14 protein-coding genes and 1 CRISPR repeat array are annotated in these 23,985 nt (G+C 36.9%); of the genes, 7 read left to right on the top strand and 7 right to left on the bottom strand.

Annotation, left to right across the window (positions count from 1 at the left end):
* Nucleotides 1–28: 28 nt before the first annotated feature.
* From BC008_RS27700 to BC008_RS27715, 5 genes are all read right to left on the bottom strand, one after another.
* On the bottom strand, nucleotides 29–505 hold the full coding sequence (locus BC008_RS27700; RefSeq protein ID WP_058184074.1) for a hypothetical protein: 477 nt from the start codon (nucleotides 503–505) through the stop codon (nucleotides 29–31).
* Between the two features lie 87 nt (nucleotides 506–592).
* A complete protein-coding gene (locus tag BC008_RS27705; protein ID WP_058184075.1) occupies nucleotides 593–3,886 on the bottom strand; it encodes a poly(A) polymerase in 3,294 nt (1,097 codons plus the stop codon).
* Nucleotides 3,887–3,990: 104 nt separating this feature from the next.
* The gene (locus BC008_RS46785) at nucleotides 3,991–4,176 is read right to left on the bottom strand and encodes a hypothetical protein (RefSeq protein WP_072207775.1); all 186 of its coding nucleotides are present in this window, start codon (nucleotides 4,174–4,176) and stop codon (nucleotides 3,991–3,993) included.
* The gene (locus BC008_RS27710) at nucleotides 4,145–5,278 is read right to left on the bottom strand and encodes an AAA family ATPase (protein WP_036267302.1); all 1,134 of its coding nucleotides are present in this window, start codon (nucleotides 5,276–5,278) and stop codon (nucleotides 4,145–4,147) included. The genes BC008_RS46785 and BC008_RS27710 overlap by 32 nt, the downstream gene beginning before the upstream one ends.
* A gap of 94 nt (nucleotides 5,279–5,372) precedes the next feature.
* The gene (locus BC008_RS27715) at nucleotides 5,373–6,170 is read right to left on the bottom strand and encodes an RNA ligase family protein (protein WP_027845396.1); all 798 of its coding nucleotides are present in this window, start codon (nucleotides 6,168–6,170) and stop codon (nucleotides 5,373–5,375) included.
* Nucleotides 6,171–7,158: 988 nt separating this feature from the next.
* Between BC008_RS27715 and BC008_RS27720 the strand changes: the two genes are divergently transcribed.
* The 4 genes from BC008_RS27720 to pruA all read left to right on the top strand — a co-directional run bounded on the left by BC008_RS27720 (nucleotide 7,159) and on the right by pruA (nucleotide 14,615).
* Nucleotides 7,159–10,026 carry a protein kinase domain-containing protein gene (locus BC008_RS27720; RefSeq protein ID WP_058183223.1) on the top strand — a complete coding sequence of 956 codons (2,868 nt, stop codon included), beginning with the start codon at nucleotides 7,159–7,161 and terminating at the stop codon, nucleotides 10,024–10,026.
* Nucleotides 10,027–10,168: 142 nt separating this feature from the next.
* The gene (locus BC008_RS27725) at nucleotides 10,169–10,417 is read left to right on the top strand and encodes a type II toxin-antitoxin system TacA family antitoxin (RefSeq protein ID WP_058183221.1); all 249 of its coding nucleotides are present in this window, start codon (nucleotides 10,169–10,171) and stop codon (nucleotides 10,415–10,417) included.
* 589 nt (nucleotides 10,418–11,006) lie between these two features.
* The gene (locus BC008_RS27730; RefSeq protein WP_027845397.1) at nucleotides 11,007–11,327 is read left to right on the top strand and encodes a hypothetical protein; all 321 of its coding nucleotides are present in this window, start codon (nucleotides 11,007–11,009) and stop codon (nucleotides 11,325–11,327) included.
* 267 nt (nucleotides 11,328–11,594) lie between these two features.
* Nucleotides 11,595–14,615 carry an L-glutamate gamma-semialdehyde dehydrogenase gene (gene pruA / locus BC008_RS27735; protein WP_058183219.1) on the top strand — a complete coding sequence of 1,007 codons (3,021 nt, stop codon included), beginning with the start codon at nucleotides 11,595–11,597 and terminating at the stop codon, nucleotides 14,613–14,615.
* A gap of 35 nt (nucleotides 14,616–14,650) precedes the next feature.
* A CRISPR array of direct repeats spans nucleotides 14,651–15,055; the repeat unit is 38 nt; unit sequence GTTTCAATCCCTAATAGGGATTAATGTTAATTGCAATT.
* A gap of 87 nt (nucleotides 15,056–15,142) precedes the next feature.
* Here the strand turns inward: pruA and BC008_RS51580 are convergent.
* Both BC008_RS51580 and BC008_RS27740 read right to left on the bottom strand, forming a co-directional pair.
* Nucleotides 15,143–15,304 (bottom strand): hypothetical protein, encoded by a 162-nt coding sequence (locus BC008_RS51580; RefSeq protein ID WP_235595792.1) that lies wholly within the window; start codon nucleotides 15,302–15,304, stop codon nucleotides 15,143–15,145.
* Nucleotides 15,305–15,458: 154 nt separating this feature from the next.
* A complete protein-coding gene (locus tag BC008_RS27740) occupies nucleotides 15,459–16,442 on the bottom strand; it encodes an RpnC/YadD family protein (protein ID WP_027844953.1) in 984 nt (327 codons plus the stop codon).
* Between the two features lie 656 nt (nucleotides 16,443–17,098).
* Here BC008_RS27740 and BC008_RS27745 point away from each other — a divergent pair.
* From BC008_RS27745 to BC008_RS27755, 3 genes are all read left to right on the top strand, one after another.
* The gene (locus BC008_RS27745; protein ID WP_027844952.1) at nucleotides 17,099–19,684 is read left to right on the top strand and encodes a response regulator; all 2,586 of its coding nucleotides are present in this window, start codon (nucleotides 17,099–17,101) and stop codon (nucleotides 19,682–19,684) included.
* 92 nt (nucleotides 19,685–19,776) lie between these two features.
* Nucleotides 19,777–22,377 (top strand): GAF domain-containing protein, encoded by a 2,601-nt coding sequence (locus BC008_RS27750; RefSeq protein ID WP_027844951.1) that lies wholly within the window; start codon nucleotides 19,777–19,779, stop codon nucleotides 22,375–22,377.
* Nucleotides 22,370–23,878: an ATP-binding response regulator gene (locus BC008_RS27755; protein ID WP_027844950.1), complete on the top strand. Its 1,509-nt coding sequence runs from the start codon at nucleotides 22,370–22,372 to the stop codon at nucleotides 23,876–23,878. Before BC008_RS27750 ends, BC008_RS27755 begins: the two co-directional genes overlap by 8 nt.
* Nucleotides 23,879–23,985: the final 107 nt, after the last annotated feature.

Raw genomic sequence — 23,985 nt, forward strand, 5'->3', positions numbered from 1 at the left:
GCTCGTTAAAATTTACACCTGTAAATACTTAAGGATTTGGTGGTCTGTCATGTTCGCGGGTAAAGAATTTTCGCCGTAGAATATCGATGAAAAAAATTACTACAAACGCCAAATATGAAAGCAAAATCCATTGATAAGTGTCCCAACTTATCAATAAACCACTGCAAGAAGAGCGTTGATTAAAAAATAAAAATCTCTGGAAAAAGTTTTGACCACAAGCAAACCCATAATAACCAGCATCACTAACATTGAAGATAATCGCAATAGTTTGGATTCCTAAGGTGATATAGGAAATAATTGCAGAGTAGATTACAGTTCTTGAAGCAATGCAAATCAATGTGAGTAAAATCCAAATACCAAGATAAAATGGACCAATGTATAACAGATATAATACCCACATATAACCACTTGTAGATAGCAAAAATGCTAAAAAACTAGTAATTATATAGACCGTAACATACTGCCAAAATTTTCCTGATAATACTGTTTTCGGTCGTATATTCATCTCCTCGCGATTCCTTTTCTGATCGATTGCTACAATAATTTCTCTTCCTTATTCTATGAATATTTATTATCCACCAGGAATATAGTTTTAACCTGAAACAGTAATACCGGCTAGTTTATAATTTACACCTGAACCATAAAATTTACTAACAAAGCGATCGCAGATTTCTTCTACTAAACTTAGATTGCAATCAGAAGGAATATTTAAACTCAGTTTGATACATCCAATATTTTGCAGTTCAATATTTTGAAGTATTTCTCTTTGGGTATGGGGTCTAACAAAAATACCTAACTGCTCCAACTGAATAACTAAACCGATAATGTGACTTTCTATCAGACTAAAACTATTTTCTAGATTTTCCCGATCGCGATCGCATATTTCTAATTTAATTAATGTATTGAATTCTAATACATCAGATTCTGAATGTTTGAATCCTGAATTAAAATCGGGTGAATCAAATAACAGATTCCAGTTTTCATTATGGATTAATGCTTGCTTGCTTAGATCTGCACCTCTAATAAATTCACTGCGTAATATATCTAGCGTCGATTTTGTCACATTACGTGCTGTATTTTGACAAGGTGAGATGGAGGTAATTATCGGCATCCAGTCTTGAGGTAATCTTACTTTATACTCAAGACGCGCATCTGTTAAAGAAATAGGCTTACTCCAATCATGTTGAGCAAGTAGGTTAAAAAAGTTAGAGAGTGATTTATCTAGGGAAATATCGTTATTCCCATAATTAGTGTGATAATTCTGACAACTCCAAGCAGTTAATAAAGCCCAAGAAAAACCACCCAAGAAGCCACAAGTATTGCTGTATATCCAACGAGATTTAGCCCAAGCTCTGACGGTTCTCAATAATAGACGGAAAGATGTAAGTGGTACATGTCTTATTACGGTTTGGATAATTGTATCTGCTTCCCAAGATCCAACTATTGCTTTAAAGCTGGGGGAATCTAGTTTTACTTCAAATTGTTTGGGATTGCTTTCTACTATTACAATGTTTGTGCTTTCATCTTCAAGTTTAGATTCAGAATCAGACCCAGAATGATTTTCTACAGATTTGACTTGAGCATACAGTAAATCTATGGATATCCCTTCCAATCTCAAACGCAATAAGGGAACTCTTGCTTCTGTTACTAATTGAGTTCGCTCGCATAAATCTTGTAAACGTTGCTCTAGGTTTTTGAGAAAAGTTTCTCCAGTTAAATAAGTAGGAATTTCACATACAGCATCTAAGTCACTTTTAAAAGTTGCGACTCCCAAGCGTTCCGATCCAAGTAAATGTAAATTTGCTTCAAAACCCAAGCATTCCGTACAAGCTTGCTCAACTATTTCAATAATGGTCTGACGCTGTACTTTTTGTGCTGATGTGATTTCTGGTTCCAGATGATTTACTAATTTAATCAGTTCGGAATCGGTGCGATACGCTCCGCGTCGGTGCTTGCGTCTATCGCTAGGAAAATTAGAATTTTGAGAAGCTTTTTGAATAGATTTGGTTCCTAAAGGAATAATCTGTCTGACTTCAAAAGGTTCATCATTCCGACGACTAATTAATGCGATGGACGATACCGTAAAGCTTATTGATTCCCATTCCGGTAATTTCGCAAACGCTTCCGCTGAATTAGAAAACTGTCCCACGCTCAGATGTGGGGTGAAACCAGTTTTTGATTTTTTGCTTTGTTCGTCACATTGGGGAAACAAAGTTTGCAATGCTGTCTGTAATTCCTGTAATGCTTCCTTGGGTCGAGTTTGGGGACGTAACCAAGCGGTACAACTTTTACGATGGGTAAATGTTTGGAAACTATCTAAAGTAACTGTAAAAGGTTCTAAATTAGCAACTATGGGAGCAATTATTTCTCCAGCATCTACAAAATATAACTCTGGTAAAAAACCGTAAATTAAGTTGATATGCGACATCCATCGTTTATATCTTGGATCATGAAAATATCTAACATTTTGAATTTCAGCTAGAACCTCCTCAGGTGGAATTATGACTATAGCGCTTCTGTAAGTCGGTGAAATAGACTTTAAAGAATTAGACTTTGGAGAAATAGATTTTAAATCTTGTTTCTTTTCATCTAGCAAGCAACTATTAATATCGATTTCTGCACGCATACCAAAGTGGTCGGAGGGATAAATATTAGTACCTGTGATAGGTTCGCAAGCAAATAAATTGATTGAATGTGCAGAAAATTTACGATCCACCGAGTGTAATAAAATCCGATCAAACCTTGCTGCTTCTCCTTCCAGACTCATCAACTCCGCTAAAGGGTTGTGTTGAGGGTCGAAAGTATATCCTAATTGTTCGGGATGTAATTCTTCCCATAGGTCGGTAAAATCATAGAGATCTAATATCTCCTGTAGTTGTTTACCTCTAGTGTTAAAATCACCAACAATTAAACTATCTCCCGGTTGATTTTGAAGATATTTCAGCAAGGTATTTAGCTGATATTTTCTTTTCTCCGCTGCATTTTGGGCGCGGTCACTAGTTAAATGTACCACTCCAACTTGTAATATTTCACCATTAATTTTGTAAGTACCGACCATCAACCTTTTATGGATGGAGAATCGATGTTCTACCAAGGTAAATGGTAGACGGGACATCAACAAGTTACCTGATGGTTTGACATTTTCCCCATCAATTGACTCAGAAACATAATAATCATTACGTACCCAAGTTTCCGATAAAAGTAACTTTAGAAAATTTGGTGTAGCTTCTTGAATCGCGATGATGTCTGCATCAGATTTCCTCAAATGCTGGAAAATTGCTGGTATTCGTTTCGCTGTTTGAATTTTCTCTGCTTCATACTGGTCGTGGAGAACATTGAAGCTAACAACGTTCAAACTTTTCAATCTTACTGACTCTGGATCTTGATTAACCTCTTCCCAAACCGACTGATTATATTTGTAAATGCTCTTATGAACGAACTTTACAATATCAGTTTCTAATGATTTTTGCGAGTTCAATGATTTTTTATAACTCATTGATTTCTGAGAATAGGAATTATCTTGATCGTTCCAAGCATTTTCCGGTAATTGCTTAGCAGCGAACAAATCTAAATGTCGATCTCTATCCCAAACAATTGTATCCTTACAACGTATATATCGAATACGATGCCAAGGTATATCTCCATTTGCAGACCACTGAAGTACGTGCATTTCTTGGATTCCGGTATCTGAGTTCCGTTCGTGGTAACCGATAATAAAATTCCTTTTATCGAGTCGCGCATCCCAAATGATGCGGTTATAGACTTCTTGAATAGGTAACATTTTGGTAATTGGTAATTGGTAATTGGTAATTGGTAATTGGTAATGGGTAATTGGTAATGGGTAATTGGTAATGGGTAATTGATAATTGATAAATTGCTCAGTCACTAGTCATGACTCCTGACTCCTGACTCCTTACTCCTTACTCCTTACTCCTTACTCCTTACTCCTGACTCCTGACTCCTGACTCCTGACTCCTGACTCCTGACTCCTTACTCCTGACTCCTTACTCCTGACTCCTTACTCCTGACTCCTGACTCCTGACTCCTGACTCCTGACTCCTGACTCCTGACTCCTGACTCCTGACTCCTGACTCCTGACTCCTTACTCCTGACTCCTGACTCCTGACTCCTGACTCCTGACTCCTTACTTGCGCGTAGCGCTAATAACCCACTCAACCTCGTGAGCTTCTGTTATTCTCGGTACATCTAAGCGATTTCTCATTTTGTAAAGTACTTTTTCTGGTACCTTATGAACGCGAGTTTTATTTCGTTGTAATAACTCTTCCCAAGCAGTTTCTAGATAAACAATACGTATCCTTGCTTGATAAGAAGTAAATAAACGAATTAATATATCCCTTAACTGTCGATTGATATTAGTTGCATTCCAGACAAAAGACTCCCCATTGCGCATATATTCTTTTGCGATCGCTTTGGCTCGATTTGCAACTATTCCTTGATTTTCAGTTGGTTCTACACCCATAGAACGTCGTAGTTCGTCGAGGGAAATCACTTTGAGGTCGGAACAATTTTCTTTAATCCAAGTATCTTTTCCCGAACCTGGTAAACCCGACATCATCGTTACTTGAAAATGAGTATCGTCATAAGCGTGATAATTGGGGTCAGCATTTTCTTTATGAAAGTAAACAAATCTACTGTGGGGAGATAAAAAACTTCTCGGTTGGTCGAAACAATCATTTTCTCGACAAAATTCGCGAAAAAAATCAATTCGTTCCAATAGAACATCGCGATCGCTACAACATCTTCCTTTAACATCAGCTTCAGCTAACATTGCGAGCATATCGCAACCGACAAACTGACTAACTTGAATTACAGCTTTCTCTGGATTCGGTTTATCCCAAAACCACAAAGGTAGACTACCGTACCTCACCAAATTGACAACTTCTTCCCGACAGTGAAAAGGAACTCCCAAATCCCAGAGGATCTGTTGTGTCATTCTTACACCCTGTAAAACATGTCCTTTCGATGAAATAGTTCCATCCTCTTCTATCTCGGTGGTGGAAGGTTTTCCAATATCGTGCAATAAAGCAGCAGCAAATAAAATACTTCTTTTTTGCTCTGGTAACATCTGCCATTCAGATAAATTTACCAAAGCTTCGCAGACTAACCTTGTATGGGTTAAAACGTCACCTTCTGCGTGAAAACGCTTGTCTTGAGGACAATCAGCAAGTTGTGCTAAGCAGTCAAATTCCCTTTCCAAAACAGACCAATCAATCGATAAACTATCCCCAGTCGGACAATGGGGAAATATCCAAGTCATTTTCTTATTCCTTATTTATGTAGTTTTAATTAATGTTGACTGGTGGTAGAGACGTACCAGAGCCTTCGGCGTCGGCGTAGCCTCTGGTACGTCTCTACAGGGTTTTGCTGGAAAACAAATCCACATCAGAGCGCAGAACATTGGGAATAATCGGACGATTCAACCAATGACCGTCGGAATTTTGAATTGTAGTCAAGAAACTAGAACGCACATATTTATATCGAGCTTCTACTACATCGTCCGACTCAACCTTGATATACAAACCTTCCATCAAGGAACTTTGGTCAGTTTGTTTTAGCGATCGCTCAACATCAAGTCCTTGTGCTAGACAAATCTCTTGAAAACGCTCTAAATGCTTTGAGGTCTGATAATTGGACTTACCCAAAAAATTTAATAGTTGCTGATATGATTTCAACTCACCAGTAAATAACACTGGTACGGAAACTAAATTCAAACCATTTAATAAATTTTTTCTTTCCCTCGTACTGAGAAATACTAGTTTTTCTAAATCCCAGACATCATATTCCAGGAAATAATGGGGTAGAGCATCATAAAAGACCGTATGTTTTGCATACATCCATTCTCCAAACAAAATATAACGACTACCCAAAACTTCCCAAAGAGCAGTAACGTGGGTATTAGCCCATTGTTTGAATAAATTAAAGTGTCTTTCCCTTGCTCCTCCGGTTAGATAGTGACCCCTACTTTGCAGAAGCAACTTCCCATCAGCACTAAAGCTAATAGCTGCATTTGCTCCATCAACCTTTTCTTCAACAACTACATATTTGTGTTGAATTTCCCCAAACGGAATATTATTTAAGTTCCCATCCCCAGGTTGAATTCTCGAACCCTGAATATGACGGGTACGGGGATACTTATATATTTGTCTCATTACTTTTAATCCTTAGCAATTTCAATCGACAGATTGAACCCACAAATTTAAATCCATGGAAAATTAAGGATTTTTCAAAGCTATGTTTCACTACGCTGAAGTAAAACATTAACAGTTTTGTAGAGAATTACTATGTTACATCTCTACACAATAGCTGCTAAAGAATCAGCCTACTTAAACTTTGAAATACCGTTATTGATTTAAACCATAGATTTAATTTACAAATTCAAATCATCAGATTTATTCGCGAACTTTCTACTATCAAGTAACTAAGTGAATTACAGTTACTTAAATTCACGTGTTTACAAACCCGATTGAAATTGAGTACTACATTGCTCTATCCCTTATTTTTCGCGCTGAATTGGAGTACTTATCAAGGATGATAATACATCATAACATGTACTTCAGGATAGAGGATTTGTTTTCCAGATTTTTATGCAAATTTTACTGAATTCACTCAAATCGCTCACTACTAATGTCTGGGAATCTCTTGAAGGATAATACTGTGAGAATGAAGGGGTCAGGAGAAACAAAGGAGAAGTAAAATACTCTTTAAAGCAGGTTTTTAGCTTTTTAGGTTGACTTTACTTACTGATTTGTAGTTAGTTGTAATAGCTTTTTTTGATAAATGGCGTATAACAATTATCTTTAAAAAGCAATATTTCCCAGAATATTTTAATAAACTTATGGCTAATGTCATATTTAGCCAACTGTTATACAGCACTACGTAACAAGATTGGGATATTAGTAAGTGCTGAAGGCTATGAATTGTAAGCTTTTGGTCGCCCGTAAGGACGCGGTCTGTTTTTACTTACGCCTAACGCTATAAATAGAGAATTTATTCCTTAGGGTAATCATTTATAAATAAGAGTAAATAAAGTGACATTATATTTTAAAATGTTAAAGATTATCTAATGATAATAAATGCATATCTTGAGATAAATCGACATAATTAATATTAAGACAAGCTCCTGCCAAACAAAATCAAATGATACCAGCGGTGTTAAATAATCGTTATCGCATCATTAGAACGTTGGGGAAAGGTGGTTTTGGCAAAACTTTTCTAGCGGAAGATACCCATCTTCCTTCCCAACCTATTTGTGTCATCAAACAATTAAAACCTGTAGTAGAGAAGCCGCATGTCTATCAGCTTATGCAGGAAAGGTTTGCACGGGAAGCTGCAATTTTAGAAGAATTGGGTAAAGAGAATAATCAAATACCAAAACTATATGCCTATTTTGTCGAAAACGAACAGTTTTATTTAGTTCAAGAACTCATTGACGGTTTAACATTAAGTCAAAAGTTACGACAAGAAGGATTTTTTAGCGAGGATTTAGTTCAAAATATTTTAATAGATATTTTACCTGTTTTAGATTATATTCATTCCAAAGGAATTATCCATAGAGATATTAAACCGGGAAATATTATTTATCGGGAAAAAGATTCTAAGCCAGTTTTAATTGATTTTGGAATTGCGAAAGAAATTGTTGACCCTACTATAGAACTAGGGGGTGAAATTACTAACACAATAGTAACTGGTACTCCTGGTTTTATGCCACCAGAACAAGCCGTAGGTAAACCAATCTTTGCTAGCGATATTTACAGTTTGGGAATGACAGCAATTTCTTTATTAACTGGAGTATCTCCGGAATATTTACAGAATCATCCTCAAACTGGCGAGACAATTTGGGAATCGAGAAGCGATATTAGTAGTTTTCTAAAAAATATTTTAAATCGGGCGACAAAAATCAATTCCGGCGATCGCTTTCCAAATGCAAAAGCGATGTTAGCAGCTTTGCAACCACAAGATCAATTTTTCTCAGATCGGGCTTTATCACAACAAGATTTATCCGTTCAGTCCCCAGAAACTCAAATTTCGAAATTTCAAAGTCTAAATAATCGAGATTCTCAAAATAGATATTCTCAAGATAAAGCTTTACCCGAAGAGAGAGAAAATTGGAAGCGACTCGAACCTGAGAATATTAAGCAAAATAATATTAGTCAAGATAATATTAACCAGGTTCCAACTCAACCACCCGGTTTGTCTGAAGTCAATTTAAATACACCATTTGGTACCCAATATAGTCAGCAAAGTTACCGCAACCGCCAAATATTAATCAACAAGGTAAAAAACTATTGGGTAAAAGGTGTTTTAGAAACTTCTTTACATGGAGTAGCTTTAATTGAATTAGGTTTAGAAAATCGCCTAGATGTTTTAGCTCATCCTTGGGGAATGCTATGGGAAACTAGCGAACAAACGCGACAGGAAATAAGTCAAAATAGCAAAGCTATCGATCTATTTTTACAAATGGGAACTGGTCGTTCCTTGTTGATATTAGGCGAACCGGGTTCAGGTAAAACTACAACATTACTAGAAATAACTCGCGATTTAATCAGAATTGCTCAGCAAAATATCAACCAACCAATTCCAGTAGTATTAAATCTTTCCACTTGGACTAATTCCAAAATAAGTATCGAACAATGGCTAGTTAAAGAACTTAATACTAGTTATCAAGTCTCGAAAGAAATTGCTCAAAAATGGATAGATAATCAACAATTATTATTACTTTTAGACGGGTTAGATGAAGTAAATTCTAGTTTGAGAGATGCTTGTGTCGCAGCAATTAATCAATTTTGCCAAAATTATGGGGAAACAGAAATTATAGTTTGTAGTCGAATCAAAGATTACCAAAATTTATCTCATCGGCTCCATTTTCAAACTGCAATCTATATTCAACCCTTAACTTTAGAACAGGTATATCAATATCTTCAAAATCTGGGTACAGAACTTTATGCTCTCAAACAAGCGCTTCAAACCAATAAAACATTACAGGAATTAGCAAAATCGCCCTTAATGCTAAATATTATGACCTTAGCCTATCAGGGTATATCGATTACAGAATTACCAGGAATGACTTTGGAGGAACATCGTCAACATTTATTTAATAAGTACGTCCAAAGAATGTTTGAGAGACGGGTTGCTAAACACAGCTACTCTAAAAATCAATCTATTTACTGGTTGAGTTGGTTAGCACGAAAACTAAAAGAGCGATCGCAAACAGTATTTTTAATTGAAAGAATGCAGCCAGATCTTTTACCTAAAAATTTATACCGACTTTACATACTGTGTTCTTTGCTTACATTTACTGGTATTGGATGGTTAGTTGCGATACATGTAATTAAAACAATACCTCCAGAGAAAGCAATAATATCCCTTTCACTCACCATTGTATTTTTCTGGCTATATTTTGGCTTAAATCGAATTAATCCTGTAGAAACGCTGCAATGGTCGTGGAAAAATGCAAGAAAAAATCTAGTTAAAGGAATGATTTATGGATTAGCTTTAGGTATACTACTTAAACTAAATGTTACCGAACTAGAATTAGACAAAGTATTTCTAGGTATTATCAGCTTTGATTTTTCTGTATGGATGCGGGCGTTGAGGGGAATTATTTTTGGCTTGAGTATGGGATTATTTTTTGTCATAATTCGTGGTTTTACGGGACCGAAAATTCAAAAGATTACTAATCCAGGTCAAGGAATTAGAAAATCAGCCAAAAATTCATTATTATTCGGAATCATTGGAGCCTCAATACTTCGTTTTACAGCAACTATGTTAGGTTGGAGCGTCAATGGATGGACAATTTTTGGGTTCAGTTTCGGTATAGTTGCTGGTGGTGTTGATACCTGCGTAAAACATCTTATTATACGCATACTTCTATTCCAGAGAGGTTCTATTCCTTGGAATTATGCTGCTTTTTTGGACTACGCTACAGAACGAATTTTCTTACAAAAAGTTGGTGGTGGTTATATTTTTATTCACAGATTACTTTTAGAATATTTTGCTCGAATGTAACTATAAATACAGAAAACAGAAATTTGATTTATTTTTATACAAGAAATTATATATTACATAGTTTTGTCGGTATATAGAGACTTATCATAGGATGGGGTGTTAAGATTTTACATAATCAAATATACTCCCAATCGATGTTTCCATGTCCACATCTCCCGAAACCAGAAGTACTATTGTTGAAATTCAACTTAGCGAAGAAGAAAAGCAAACATTGCAAACAGCTGCTGCTAACAGGTCTTTAAGTTTAAGTGAATATCTGCGGGAAATTGCTTTAATTGCAGCGAAGGAAGAAACTATACAACCACAATCTACTTTACTTTCTGAAGGGGAATGGGAAATTTTTCTTTCCTTATTAGAAGGTCCAACAGAAATCAATGAAAATAATTTTTAATTAAAATTACATCTTTTTTTATGGTCTAAAAGGCTACAGTATTTAATTAATTAAAATGTATTTAATTGGATAAATAAAATAATAAGTATTATTGGAACTGCTAAGTAAATATTTTCGGATAAAAATTTTAATATAATGTAAATTATACAATTTAATATTTTGGCTATTGGTAGTTTAACAAAATAAATATTCCCATTCTACGCTTTGTAAAATACATATTTTTGAGATCGAATTAAATGTTAAATGTCTATGACTTAGATCACTAAAATCTGTATAAAATATTTTATATGTATGTACTTGTTTAATAAAAATTAAATAAGAGTTAAATTTAAGTACGATAAATGCCTAATTTGGATCAACTTTGTTTGAATTTCTGCCAGTTGTGAAATAAGTAATAAGAATCAAACATTACAGTTTTATTAGCTTTATCGATATCTTTATAAATATGTAAAAAATTGATTATTTCTATCGTTTTATGAAATTATTTTAGGAGATACGGGTTAGAATACCTAAGTATTAAGTGCAGGATTTTCGTGATATTTATAACCTGTGCGAGATTACTTGAAATTTATCTTCTTTAATCCCACTTATGTTTTTAATTTCCTCAGGTGTTAGTCTAAATACTTTTTTGGGTTGGTTATCCCACGAAGTATTAACAACTTTTAAGTTTCAGCGAAATCAGACCTACGATTACACTGGTTTAGTTGCTGGGCGCGATTATGTATTTGAAGTCCTTGATAATGACTGCACTCGAGGTTGTATGAGTGCTAGATGGAAAAATATTAAATGTGGCGACTGTATAATTTTAGCTAATGCTTCGGGGACTCAGAAGTATGAAGTTGAAGAAATCGATTATTATTCTGAACCTGCGGATATGTGGATGGCTTTGCTCAAGCAAGTTAATGAATAAATTTTTTATATAAGTTTTGATGGGTGCTAATCTATTGTTTTTCAGTTATCAGTTATCAGTTATCAGTTAACAGTTGTCAGTTACTAATCCCCCAGTCGCAAATCCCTAATCCCCAGTCGCAAGTCCCCAATCTCCAATCCTCAGTCGCAAATCCCCAAAACATCATAAAATTTCCTGACGAATATGGTGGTAATAGAATCCAAGCGCCACAATAGATACATAGGTTTTCTCAGGAAAACTTGATATTTTATAAGGAGTCTACCACCAGTGGTTGTACGAGCAAATCAAGAGATCTACGAAGCTAAAACCCAGGAAATAGCTAGACAACTTTTAATTGCACAAAGAGAAGGCGGTTCAATATTTTCTTCTTTGCGCGATCGCATGCGTTGGGACGATAAAATCCTTGCATGGGCTATGAGTAATCCCGGATTGCGGGTACAGTTATTTCGTTTTATTGATACCCTTCCAGCTCTACAAAGTAAACCGGAAATTGCAAGACATATACAAGAGTATCTGAGTGATGAGTCTGTGGAGTTACCCTCAGCACTTAAAGGAATGCTCAATTTTGCTAGCCCCGAATCACCTCCAGGACAAATTACAGCTACAACTGTTTCTAAAGCGGTAGAAACTTTGGCTCAAAAATATATTTCTGGAGAAAATATTAAACAAGCTCTCAAAACAATTGAAAGATTACGCAAGGATAAAATGGCTTTTACCGTGGATTTACTCGGTGAAGCGGTCATTACTGAAATCGAAGCTCAAGCTTATTTAGATAGCTATTTGAAGTTAATGGAACAGTTAGCAGAAGCTGCTAAGAGTTGGAAAACTGTACCATTAATTGATGAAGCTAATGGAGAACAATTACCAAAAGTTCAAGTTTCAGTTAAATTAACAGCTTTTTATTCCCAGTTCGATCCCCTCGATGAAAAAGGAAGCGAAGAAAAGGTTACCTCACGCATTCGCACTTTACTAAATCGTGCTCAAGAATTAGGAGTTGCAGTCCATTTTGATATGGAACAGTATATCTACAAAGATATTACTTTCAAGATTTTGAAAAAACTATTAATGGAGGATGAGTTTAGACAACGTACCGATATTGGGATGACCGTGCAAGCCTATTTGCATGACAGTAAAGAGGATGCTCGAGACTTAATTAATTGGGCTAAAGAACGGGGTTATCCAATTACTATTCGTTTGGTTAAAGGTGCGTATTGGGATCAAGAAACTATCAAAGCAACACAAAAACATTGGGATATACCTGTTTATAACGATAAGGCTGCAACAGATCTTAATTTTGAATTTATAACTCAATTATTGTTAGAAAATCATCAATATGTTTATGCTGCAATTGGTAGTCATAATATTAGATCCCTTTCCCGAGCGATCGCAATTGCTGAAAGTTTAAATGTTCCCCCTCGCTCGTTTGAAATGCAAGTTCTCTATGGTATGGGGGATAAAATTGCTGCGACTCTAGCTGATAAGGGTTATCGGACAAGGGTTTACTGTCCTTACGGTAAATTGTTACCGGGAATGGCGTATTTAATTCGTCGTCTATTAGAAAATACTGCTAATAGTTCCTTCTTGCGGCAAAATATGGAGGATCGTCCCCCTGAGGAGTTATTAGCTCCACCGGTTCCCAAACAGGAGGGAGAAATCAGGGAAAGTAACGGAAAAGCAAATGAGAATGGTAATTCTAGTGTTGCTGCTCCCATTACAGGAGGTTTCCCCGGTGCTGCTGATACAGATTATGCTGGAGAACACGCAAGAAATCTTGCTGAAAATACAATTGCAAGTATTCATCAACAACTTGGTAAAACATATTTACCTTTGATTAATGGTGAATATGTTAATACTGAGAATTTTGTAAATTCCCTGAACCCTTCAAATTATACTGAGGTGGTAGGTAAAATCGGACTTATTAGTGTCGAACAAGCCGAAACCGCCATTCAAGCTGCAAAAACAGCCTTTCCTGCTTGGCGGAAAACCCCTGTCAAAGAACGTGCGGGAATTTTACGCAAAGCTGCAGATTTAATGGAACAACGTCGCGCCGAATTGGCTGCTTGGGTAGTTTTTGAAGTAGGAAAAGCCCTCAAGGAAGCAGATGCAGAAGTTAGCGAAGCGATCGACTTTTGTCGTTACTATGCTGACGAAATGGAGCGTTTAGATCGGGGTTATAACTATGATATTTCCGGTGAGACAAATCGTTGTGTTTACCAACCACGGGGAATTGCAGTTGTAATTTCACCTTGGAATTATCCAATTGCGATCGCGACAGGAATGACGGTTGCAGCTTTAGTTACTGGTAACTGTACCTTACTTAAACCTGCGGAAACATCTTCAGTTATTGCAGCCAAAATTGCAGAAGTTTTGGTAGAAGCAGGAATTCCTCAAGGTGTATTTCAATATGTACCCGGAAAAGGTTCGGTAGTTGGTTCCTATTTAGTGAATCATCCCGAAACCCATATTATTGCTTTTACAGGTTCCCAGGAAGTTGGTTGTCGAATTTATGCAAATGCGGCTATTTTGCGATCAGAACAAAAGCACTTAAAGCGGGTAATTGCGGAGATGGGTGGTAAAAATGCAGTCATAGTCGATGAAAGTGCCGATTTAGATCAAGCTGTCGCCGGAATTGTTATGTCAGCCTTTGGTTATAGCGGACAAAAATGTTCTGCATGTTCCCGAGTGGTAGTTTTAGAAAGTGTTTACGACAGTTTTTTGCAAAGGTTTGTTGAAGCAACAAAATCCTTAAATATTGGTAAATCGGATTTACCTTCAACTCAAGTTGTACCAGTAATTGATGCTACAGCCCAATCTCGAATCCGCGAATATATTGCTAAGGGTAAAGCCGAAGCACGAGTTGCTTTGGAAATGTCAGCACCGGAAGGTGGTTATTTTGTTGGTCCGGTAATCTTTGCAGATGTTACACCCGACGCGGTCATAGCTCAGGAAGAAATTTTTGGTCCGGTGGTAGCAGTAATTAAAGTTAAAGATTTTCAGCAAGGATTAGAAGTTGCAAATAATACTAATTATGCTTTAACTGGCGGGCTTTATTCTCGTACTCCTTCCCATATTGAGCAAGCGGAGGAAGATTTTGAAGTAGGTAATTTGTATATTAACCGTAATACTACTGGGGCGATAGTATCGCGACAACCCTTCGGTGGTTTTAAACTTTCTGGTGTCGGTTTTAAAGCTGGCGGTCCAGATTATTTGTTACAATTCCTCGAACCGCGTACGATTACGGAGAATATTCAGCGTCAAGGTTTTGCGCCTATTGAGGGAGCAGATTAGTTATTAGCCCCCTCAATCCCCCAATTTTGGGGGACTTTTCAATCCCTAATAGGGATTAATGTTAATTGCAATAACTACGCTGTCTTTCTCTTCTCGATAATTATTCCTGTTTCAATCCCTAATAGGGATTAATGTTAATTGCAATTTAAGAGATTAGCCAAAATATTTGATTGTGAAATGAAAGGTTTCAATCCCTAATAGGGATTAATGTTAATTGCAATTGGCTAACGATTTTGCAATATGGGTCAACGAAGGGTTTCAATCCCTAATAGGGATTAATGTTAATTGCAATTTTGGGTTGGTAGTGGCAACATAGACCAAGTGGGAAGCGTTTCAATCCCTAATAGGGATTAATGTTAATTGCAATTTCGCGATCGCATGCAATTAAATAAGAAATATTCTGTTTCAATCCCTAATAGGGATTAATGTTAATTGCAATTCGCTCAAAATAGAAGCCTTGCTATATGCAGTTTTCAAGGTACATTTGCGCCAATCAAATATAAAATACTGTTTCAGCCGATTGCTTGTCAAGTACGACCTCCAGAAAAATCGCTACAACCTTTACAAATAAAAGCTTTCGAGCGTTGCGCCAACCTCAAACCAAGCAAAAATAGCTCAAAGCCATACAGAGCAAGCGTTTCAGCCACTAAATTTAGCAACTCATTTTCAACACCCACAGGTTGGCGCAAAAATCGTAAATTTCAGATAACAAGATTATATTTTTTTCGGTGCGTTACGGCTAACGCCTAACACACCCTACTCTAGCAAATTGAATATTTAATTTTAGAAATTCTAATTTTGGAAATCCTAATTTTGGAAGTCCATAAAAATTTGTAACTGGAACTACTCGCTTGCTGACTGATAAACCTTCCTCAGTTCCTCTAGCGAATCTACAGTTTCTATCGCTTCTAAAACAGCAGATAACTTTTCAACGTCCTGAATTGACTCGATTTCCGGTAACAAACTTTGACCCGATTCTCCAAATTTAAGTTTTAATCCTAAAGCAATTCCTTTGATTAATCCTTTTTCAATCCCTTTCTCAATCCCTTTCTCAATTCCTTTTTCAATTCCTTTCTCAATTCCAAGTCGCTCAAAGCTGGTAACGTAACGCATTTTTCTTTCCACCTCTAACTGTTCCACTTCGTACTGAAATTCTCGTTCTAACTCAGATGGTAACGTCAACATCCAATCGATAAAAGCCAGTAAATTAATTACCTCTTCCCGTCGAAAACCCTGTTCGTACAACTTTCTGACCAAAGCTAACTTTTGCTCTTTGCGTTTCAAGCGGTCGCTACGAGTTTCTAAAGCAACTAGATGAGCCATGACTACTGTTGCGAAAGGGTTACGACTTACTTCCAAATCAGCTTGTCTGTGTTTATATTCTAACAATTTAACAATTGGAAACTGAAAATCAACTCGACAACCAAACAAATCATAGCCAAATTGCTTTGGTCGCCAGTTAATACCTTCATCTCCCAAAACAGCGATCGATGCTACCGGGCGATTATACCTATCAAATATGCGGTAGTTATAACTGTACATCCGTTTGGCAAAATCAGATTCTTCCTGTGCTTGGACTTCCAGATGTATCAATATCCAAGATTCTTCTCCACCAACGCGATAAATTTTTACCAACTTATCAACCAGTCGTTTTCCTAACTCCGCATCTCGAATAACTTGCTGTAGTTCTTGGTCTAAAAATTCTGGTTCTCGCGACCAATCAATTTCCCTATGTGCCTCAGGGAAGAAGAATAACATGAATTCTTCAAAATATAGTTGTAAAATTTCTTTCCAAGGCGAGTCAAATTCAGTTTGAGGATTGGTCATTCAAATCGATTTTTATAGTTTTTTCCAGTTGATTATCCCAGACAGATACAATGACTCAAATAGTTTCACATATATATTTTCAAAGTCACTTTTGTTGCTTGTCAGACTTAGTCACACTATTTTCTGATTTAGATAAGTTTTTTCTAATATTTCTTCTACATCTGTAAAATTGAAGTACATGGAACAAAGTGTGCTATTTTTCTTTTCTATAACGATTAATTCTTCTCTATTTCTTCTCGATTATCCAATAATTTAAAGATAGATTAGATTTTTTCCAGTTATTTAGGGTATCTAAGAAAGATAAAAGGGATTAACTTAACCCTTTTACTTTCTTCTTTTACTTTACTGTTGTTTTCAAAGTTAACTCCTATCAAAGTCAAACTATGAGCAAATCGCAGTAAGATTGGAACCAAATCTCTAGTAAACTAAAGCTTAAATAAAAAGACCGACCATTCTAAATAGTTAAAAAGCTTAATCTGCAAACTTTTTGTTGTGCTAACGCCCCACTGCGTTAACGTCCGTAAGGACGCGGTCTGTTATGTCCTACGGACACGCTATGCTAATGACTTTTTGACTTTTAACTTTTAACTTCCGCATAGCGGTAATCTTCCTTGATTTGAAAAGTAATATTTAGTTCAGAAACGGGCGATGTAACAATGCGAATTCTATTACTTGAAGATGACGAAGTTTTAGCGGATGTGTTGTTAAAGTCTTTAACTCACCATAAATATGTTGTAGACGCAGTTTATGATGGGCAAAGTGGTTTAGAGTATGCCCAAGCTGGAAACTACGAACTGATATTGATGGATGTGGGATTACCCTCACTTGATGGTATTACCCTATGTCAGCAGTTGCGATCTGAAAGTTGTTCCGTACCCATTCTTTTGATGACCGCAAAACATGCGATCGCAGATAGAATTCGTGGTTTGGATGCAGGTGCTGATGATTACTTAACCAAACCTTTCGAATTAAGCGAGCTTCACGCTAGAATCAGGGCTTTGTTAAGACGAGGAGAGGTCACACCCAGTTCGGTTTTAGAAATCGGAGAACTATGTTTAGATCCTAATAGTTGCCAAGTCACATATGCTGGTAAGCTTGTAAGATTAACACCCAAGGAATACAACTTATTAGAATTATTTTTACGCAATCCATCTCGGGTTTATAGCCGCTCCCAGATAGTAGAGCACCTTTGGACTTTTGACGACCCCCCTTTGGAAGATAGCGTAAAAGCACATATTAAAGGTTTGCGCCAAAAGTTAAAAAAATCAGGTGCTAAAAATTGGATTGAAAATATTTATGGTCTGGGATATAGACTTAACCCAGACATTGTTTCGTCACCTACTTCCCCAGAAATTAGCTCTCAAGAAATTAACTCTCAAGAAACTAGCTCTCAAAAAACTAGCCCCACAATAACTAACTCTCAAGTCAATACTTCCGAAGCAATAAATTCTCAGGTCAATAACTTCCAAATCGATACTTCCAAAACAACAAACTTTGAAAACTCTCAAACCGTTGCTTTTCCCCAACAGGATTCTCGATCTTTAGAAGACAAAACCTTAGAAGCAAAATATCAAGGGGCTGTAGAAAATATGTGGGAGCAATACCAAGGTTTAATGGTTAAGAGACTCTCAGTATTGCAAACAGCAGCAACAGCAATTGAAGAAGAAAACCTTTCAGAGGATTTACGACAATCAGCAAAACGAGAAGCTCATAAACTCGCAGGAGTTTTGGGTATGTTTGAGCGATTTGATGGAAGTAAGTTAGCTAAAGAAATTGAGCTACTTTTGCTCGAACAAAATTCCCCAACTCAACATACGCTACCATCCTTGATACGAGAATTAGGGGAAATTTTGGCTTTATCTGAATCAACAGCTACCAGTTCAGAACTTAAAAGCTCGAAAAATCATAGTTTCAGAGATAATAACTCAACAAATATTAGCTCAACAAATAATAGCTCAACCAATAAGAGTTCCAAGACTACAGATTCAAAGCTTTCTGAAACTAATTTATCTTTTACTTCTTCCGCAAGCGAGCAAGCACGTTTGCTTCTCATCGATCCAGATGTGCAACTCGGCTCTCAACTCATACAATTAGCTCATTCCACTGGTACAAGTTGTTACCATTTTAAAGATATTCAAGTTGCAAATGAATGGTTAAAAACTTATTCCCCAGAATTGGTTGTATTAACCATAGATACGGTAAATCAGTGGCGTGAAAGCTTAGCATTAATCGGAGCTTTAGCAAAGCGCACTCCCTCCGTATCGACAATAGTCATCAGTGCAATTGATAGCTTAGAAAACCGAGTGAGCGTTGCTCAAGCTGGCGGATGTGGTTTTTTAGTTAAACCAACAGAAGCAAATCAAATTTGGGAAGTTGCGTATCAATTATTATCTAGTAATCATTCTTCCACAATTAAAATTTTAGTTGTAGATGACGATCCTATATTTTTATCAACCGTAAAATCCCTCTTGGAACCTTGGGGAATGGAAATTGCAGGATTGGAAAATCCCCAAAACTTTTGGAACACCCTTGAGTATATATCTCCCGATTTACTGATTTTAGATGTAGAAATGCCAGAAGTTGGAGGTATAGAGCTTTGTCAAGCAGTACGCACAGATCCGCATTGGCAAGGATTACCTGTTTTATTTCTTACTTCTCATTCAGAGCCGGAAACAGTTCGTCAAGTATTTGCTGCAGGGGCTGATGATTTTATTAATAAGCCAGTTATAGGACCAGAACTCTTAACTAGAATTAATAATCGTTTAGAAAGAAGTCGGTTATTACAAACTCTTTCCACTAAAGATCCCCAAACAGGCATTAGTAATTATACTGAATCAACTCAAGAATTAAATCACTTATTTGCAAGATTTACCCACAATGGAAATAGCATGTGTCTGGCAATGTTGAGTATCGCCGAGCTAAATCGACTAAATTTTCAATACGGTCACCCTATTAGCAGTCAAGTATTACAAAAATGGGGACGCCTAATTAAATCAGTTTTTCGCAGCCGAGAAGTTTTAGGATACTGGGGTAATGGAGAATTTATAGTTGGGATGCCAGGGTTAAATAAAATACAAGCTACAGAAAGACTTGGCGAAATCCTTGCTGTGCTGCGACAACAGATATTTACATCACCAGATGGAAATAGATTTCAAGTTCCGTGTAATTGGTCGGTTGCGGAATATCCCAGAGATGGTCACACGATACACTCACTGTATCAAACTCTCAAGCGATCAATTTAAATTCAAGATATTTAGGTTCAAAATATTTAGGTTCAAGATACTTAAATTAACACCTTAAAACTTTAAGATTAATTTTATACATTTTATTAAGTATGAATGATGAACAAAAAAATCAGAATAATAAATGTGCTGCACTTCTGAAGCGTAATATTGCTTTACTAAAAGCACAACAAGAGGCTTCAATTGATGGAATTTTGGTTGTAGATGAAAACCGCCAAATAGTTTCCCATAATCGACGTTTTTGCGAACTATGGCAAATACCAGAAGAAATTGTTGATGAAGGTAATTCTCCCCATGTACTTACCTACGCAGTATCTCAAGTTTCCGAGCCAGAAAGGTTTTTGAGTAAAGTAAATTACCTGTATGAACACCCCAATGAAATCAGTCAGGATGAAATTTATTTAAAAGATGGCAGAATTTTCGACCGTTATTCCAGTCCAGTGAAGTCAGAGACAGGAGAATACTACGGAAGAATTTGGAATTTTCGAGATGTCACAGGACGCAAACAACGGGAAGAAGCATTACAGTTCATTGTTGAAGGAACGAGTACTCAAATCGGTAGCGAATTTTTCCGCTCCTGCGTTCGTTGTTTAGCCGAAGTACTCCAAGCTCGTTATGCTTTAATTGCTGAGTTTTCTCCAGATAGTAAAGATAAAGTACGTACCTTAGCTGTTTGGGGTGGAGAAGATTTTGCGGAAAACTTTGAATACGATATCCCTGGAACCCCCTGCGAAAGAGTTCTGAATGGTGAAACCCTCAGGTACCCCCACTCAGTACAAACTTACTGTCCAGATGTTCCTGTTTTACAAGCCTTAAATGCTGAAAGCTATATTGCTACACCTGTATTTGACCAGCAGGGAAAAATTATCGGTCACATTGGGGTAGTAGATATAAAACCATTATCAGAAAATAATAATACAGAAGAATTAATATTAAAAATTTTTGCTGCTAGAGCAGGAGCAGAGCTAGAACGCAAAAATGTAGAAACTGCTTTAGCAAAACAAGTTGAACGTTATGCTTTATTAAATGAAATTACTCAAAAAATTCGTAATAATTTAGACAGTCTGCAAATTTTTCAAACAACAGTCAATCAAGTTGGGAAAATTTTTAACGTTAGTCGCTGTCATATTCATACTTATATTAATTCTCCAGAACCAAAGGTACCTTTAGTTGCTGAATATCGTTTGGATGATTACTCATCCATGTTAGGAATAGAAATTCCCATTGATGGTAACCCCCACGTCCAAAAAGTTTTGGTGCAAGATACAGCGGTTTATACTGATGATGTTTACCAAGAACCGCTTTTACAACCAGTTGAAGATATTTGTCGCCAGTTACAACTAAAATCTCTTCTGGTTGTTCGTACATCTTATCAGGGGAAAGCTAACGGAGTTATTGTTTTACATCAGTGCGATCACATTCGTCATTGGACAGGAGAAGAAATCAAATTTTTAGAAGCAGTTGCAGCTCAAGTCGGTATAGCTTTAGGTCAAGCTGAACTTTTAGAGCAGGAAAAACAACAATTATCTCTATTACAAGCAGCAAAAAATAAAGCAGAAGCTGCAAATCTTGCTAAAAGCAGATTCTTAGCCAATATGAGCCATGAATTGCGCACACCTCTCAATGCAATTCTTGGTTTTTCCGAGTTGATGGGACAGGATCCAACTCTCAATACTCAGCAAAAAGAAGCTTTGGCGATCGTTAACCGTAGTGGCAAACGCCTATTAAAATCAGTTGAAGAAGTGTTGGAAATCTCTAAAATCGAAACCCAAGAAACTGTATTGCAGCCAATTCCTTTTGATTTTCATCAATTACTGAAAGATTTATGGGAATCCTTCCAAGCAAAAGCAAAAGTCAAACATTTGTCTCTTCAATTTGACTTAGCCTCTAACTTACCCCAACACATCATCGCCGATGAAACTAAACTTCGCCAAGTTTTAATTCATCTATTAGATAATGCGATCAAATTTACCCATTCCGGGATTGTTAAATTAAAGGTTAGTTGTCAATTCATGACAAGCACTTCACCTTCACAGTCACCAGCTAGTAAACAATTAACAGCTAATAGTTGTCAGTTACCGATTAATGGTGCTCGACTAACATCAGAAATATTTCCGATCTCCTCAGGGAATTCTACTCTCAAATCTACTTTATATTCTTCATTTCCCCATTTTCCCCATTATCTACATTTTGAAATTTCCGATACCGGTTTAGGAATTGCAAGGGAAGAAATGAATAAACTATTCCAACCCTTCGTTCAAACTAGTTGTGGTCTTAAAGCAGGAGGAGGTGCGGGTATGGGACTAGCAATTAGCAAACAATTCGTTCAATTAATGGGGGGAGACTTAGAGGTAAGTAGTACTCTAAATTCTGGTAGTATTTTTTGCTTTTTTATTGAATTTGATTCCCTCGATAATACTCCAAACAATCAGTCTACCGATCGGACGAACAGTCAACTATCAAAGGTTTATAAATCCCAATCTTTGACCAATAATAGCCTGAAAATTATGCCCCCAGAATGGATTGCAGCTCTATATCAAGCAGGGATTGAAGCTGATGCTGACTTAATTTCTCGCCTGATTAGACAAATTCCCCAAGAATATGTAGCCTTGGCTAAAGAGTTAACAAATTTGCTCCAAAACTATGACTTTGATGCAATTCTTGAACTGAGCGGGGGTCATGAAAATGTCTAACTCTCCAATTGCTACCCCCAAAGCGGATATTTTAGTAATTGATGATACTCCAGAAAATTTGGCGCTGCTGTCACAAATCCTTAAAGATAAAGGGTATAAAGTTCGTAGTGTAACCAAGCCTTCCACGGGTTTACGAGGTGCTCAAGCCGCACCCCCGGATTTAATTTTGCTAGACGTTAAAATGCCGGAAATGGACGGTTATGAAGTCTGTAAACGTCTCAAAGCCGACCAACGTACCCACGATATCCCGATTATTTTTATTAGCGCATTAGGAGAACTTCTAGACAAAGTTACAGCCTTTGAGGTTGGCGGCGTAGATTATATTACTAAACCATTTCAAGTAGAAGAGGTTTTAGCTCGTTTAGAAACACACCTAACTATTTGTAATCTCCAAAAACAACTCCAGGCTCAAAATAAGCAATTACAGCAAGAAATTGTAGAACGTACCGCCGCAGAGGAAAAATTTGGAATTATTTTTCGTTCTAGTCCCAATCCAATTGCGATCGCAACTCTCACAGAGGGTCGCTTTTTAGATATAAACCCCTGTTTTTCGAAGTTAACCGGTTATTCCCAAACCGAAGTTATTGGTAGAACGATCACCGAGTTAAATCCTTCTCTTACTCCAGAGATATACGATAGCGCAGTTCAATATTTACTCGAAAATGGTTCTTTACATAACAAAGAATATGAAATCTATACCAAGGAAGGTCAACCCAGAGTGGTTTTGGTTTCTACCGAATTAATTGAACTTGCTGGCGTTCAATGTACTTTAAGCATCATTAATGATATTACCGAGCGCAAACGGATGGAAGATGAATTTATCTCCCTCGTTAGTCATGAACTACGCACGCCGATGAATTCTATTATTGGTGCATTAGACCTGTTAGGAACCCAAAAATTGGGAACTTTAACTGAGCTAGGTCAGCAAACCATCAATATTGCGACCAATAATATGGAACGTTTGATTCGTTTAGTCAATGACATTCTCGATCTAGAGCGAATTAAATCGGGTAAAATAGCCATGCGCTATGTTGAATGTCAAGCAGATAAGTTGTTGATTGAGGCAACACAAGCAATGCAAGCAATGGCAGATTCTGCCCAAGTAAACCTTTCGGTGGAGCCTACCCCAGTTCAAATTCATGCAGATCCAGATCGGATATTGCAAACCCTAACAAACCTGTTAAGCAATGCAATTAAGTTTTCCGAACCAGGAGAAACTGTTTCGTTGCGTAGTAGTTTGAATTGTGAGTATCTACAAATTGAAGTTCAGGATCGAGGACGGGGAATTCCCCAAGACAAATTACAACTAATCTTTGAGCGTTTCCAACAGGTAGACGCTTCCGACTCTCGCGCTAAAGGAGGTACGGGTTTGGGACTTCCCATTTGTCGTACCATAGTCGAGCAACACAACGGACGTATCTGGGTTGAAAGTTCTCTAGGTGAAGGAAGTACTTTTTATGTTCGGTTACCGGTTGATGAGGGATTGGGGACTGGGGACTAGCGACTGGGTGATGAAGTTATCAGTTAACAGTTATCAGTTAACAGTTATCAGTTAACAGTTATCAGTTATCAGTTAACAGTTATCAGTCCCTAATCCCTAGTCCCCAA

Source organism: Mastigocoleus testarum BC008, assembly GCF_001456025.1.
Taxonomy (GTDB): Bacteria; Cyanobacteriota; Cyanobacteriia; order Cyanobacteriales; family Nostocaceae; genus Mastigocoleus; species Mastigocoleus testarum.

What these genes read in the sequence shown, in the direction of transcription:
- BC008_RS27730 (WP_027845397.1), top strand. Translation starts at nt 11,007, where the DNA reads ATGTTTTTAATTTCCTCAGGTGTTAGTCTAAATACTTTTTTGGGTTGG.
- BC008_RS27725 (WP_058183221.1), top strand. Translation starts at nt 10,169, where the DNA reads ATGTCCACATCTCCCGAAACCAGAAGTACTATTGTTGAAATTCAACTT.
- BC008_RS27720 (WP_058183223.1), top strand. Translation starts at nt 7,159, where the DNA reads ATGATACCAGCGGTGTTAAATAATCGTTATCGCATCATTAGAACGTTG.
- BC008_RS27740 (WP_027844953.1), bottom strand. Translation starts at nt 16,442, where the DNA reads ATGACCAATCCTCAAACTGAATTTGACTCGCCTTGGAAAGAAATTTTA.
- BC008_RS27755 (WP_027844950.1), top strand. Translation starts at nt 22,370, where the DNA reads ATGTCTAACTCTCCAATTGCTACCCCCAAAGCGGATATTTTAGTAATT.
- BC008_RS27750 (WP_027844951.1), top strand. Translation starts at nt 19,777, where the DNA reads ATGAATGATGAACAAAAAAATCAGAATAATAAATGTGCTGCACTTCTG.
- BC008_RS27715 (WP_027845396.1), bottom strand. Translation starts at nt 6,170, where the DNA reads ATGAGACAAATATATAAGTATCCCCGTACCCGTCATATTCAGGGTTCG.
- BC008_RS27700 (WP_058184074.1), bottom strand. Translation starts at nt 505, where the DNA reads ATGAATATACGACCGAAAACAGTATTATCAGGAAAATTTTGGCAGTAT.
- BC008_RS27745 (WP_027844952.1), top strand. Translation starts at nt 17,099, where the DNA reads ATGCGAATTCTATTACTTGAAGATGACGAAGTTTTAGCGGATGTGTTG.
- BC008_RS27710 (WP_036267302.1), bottom strand. Translation starts at nt 5,278, where the DNA reads ATGACTTGGATATTTCCCCATTGTCCGACTGGGGATAGTTTATCGATT.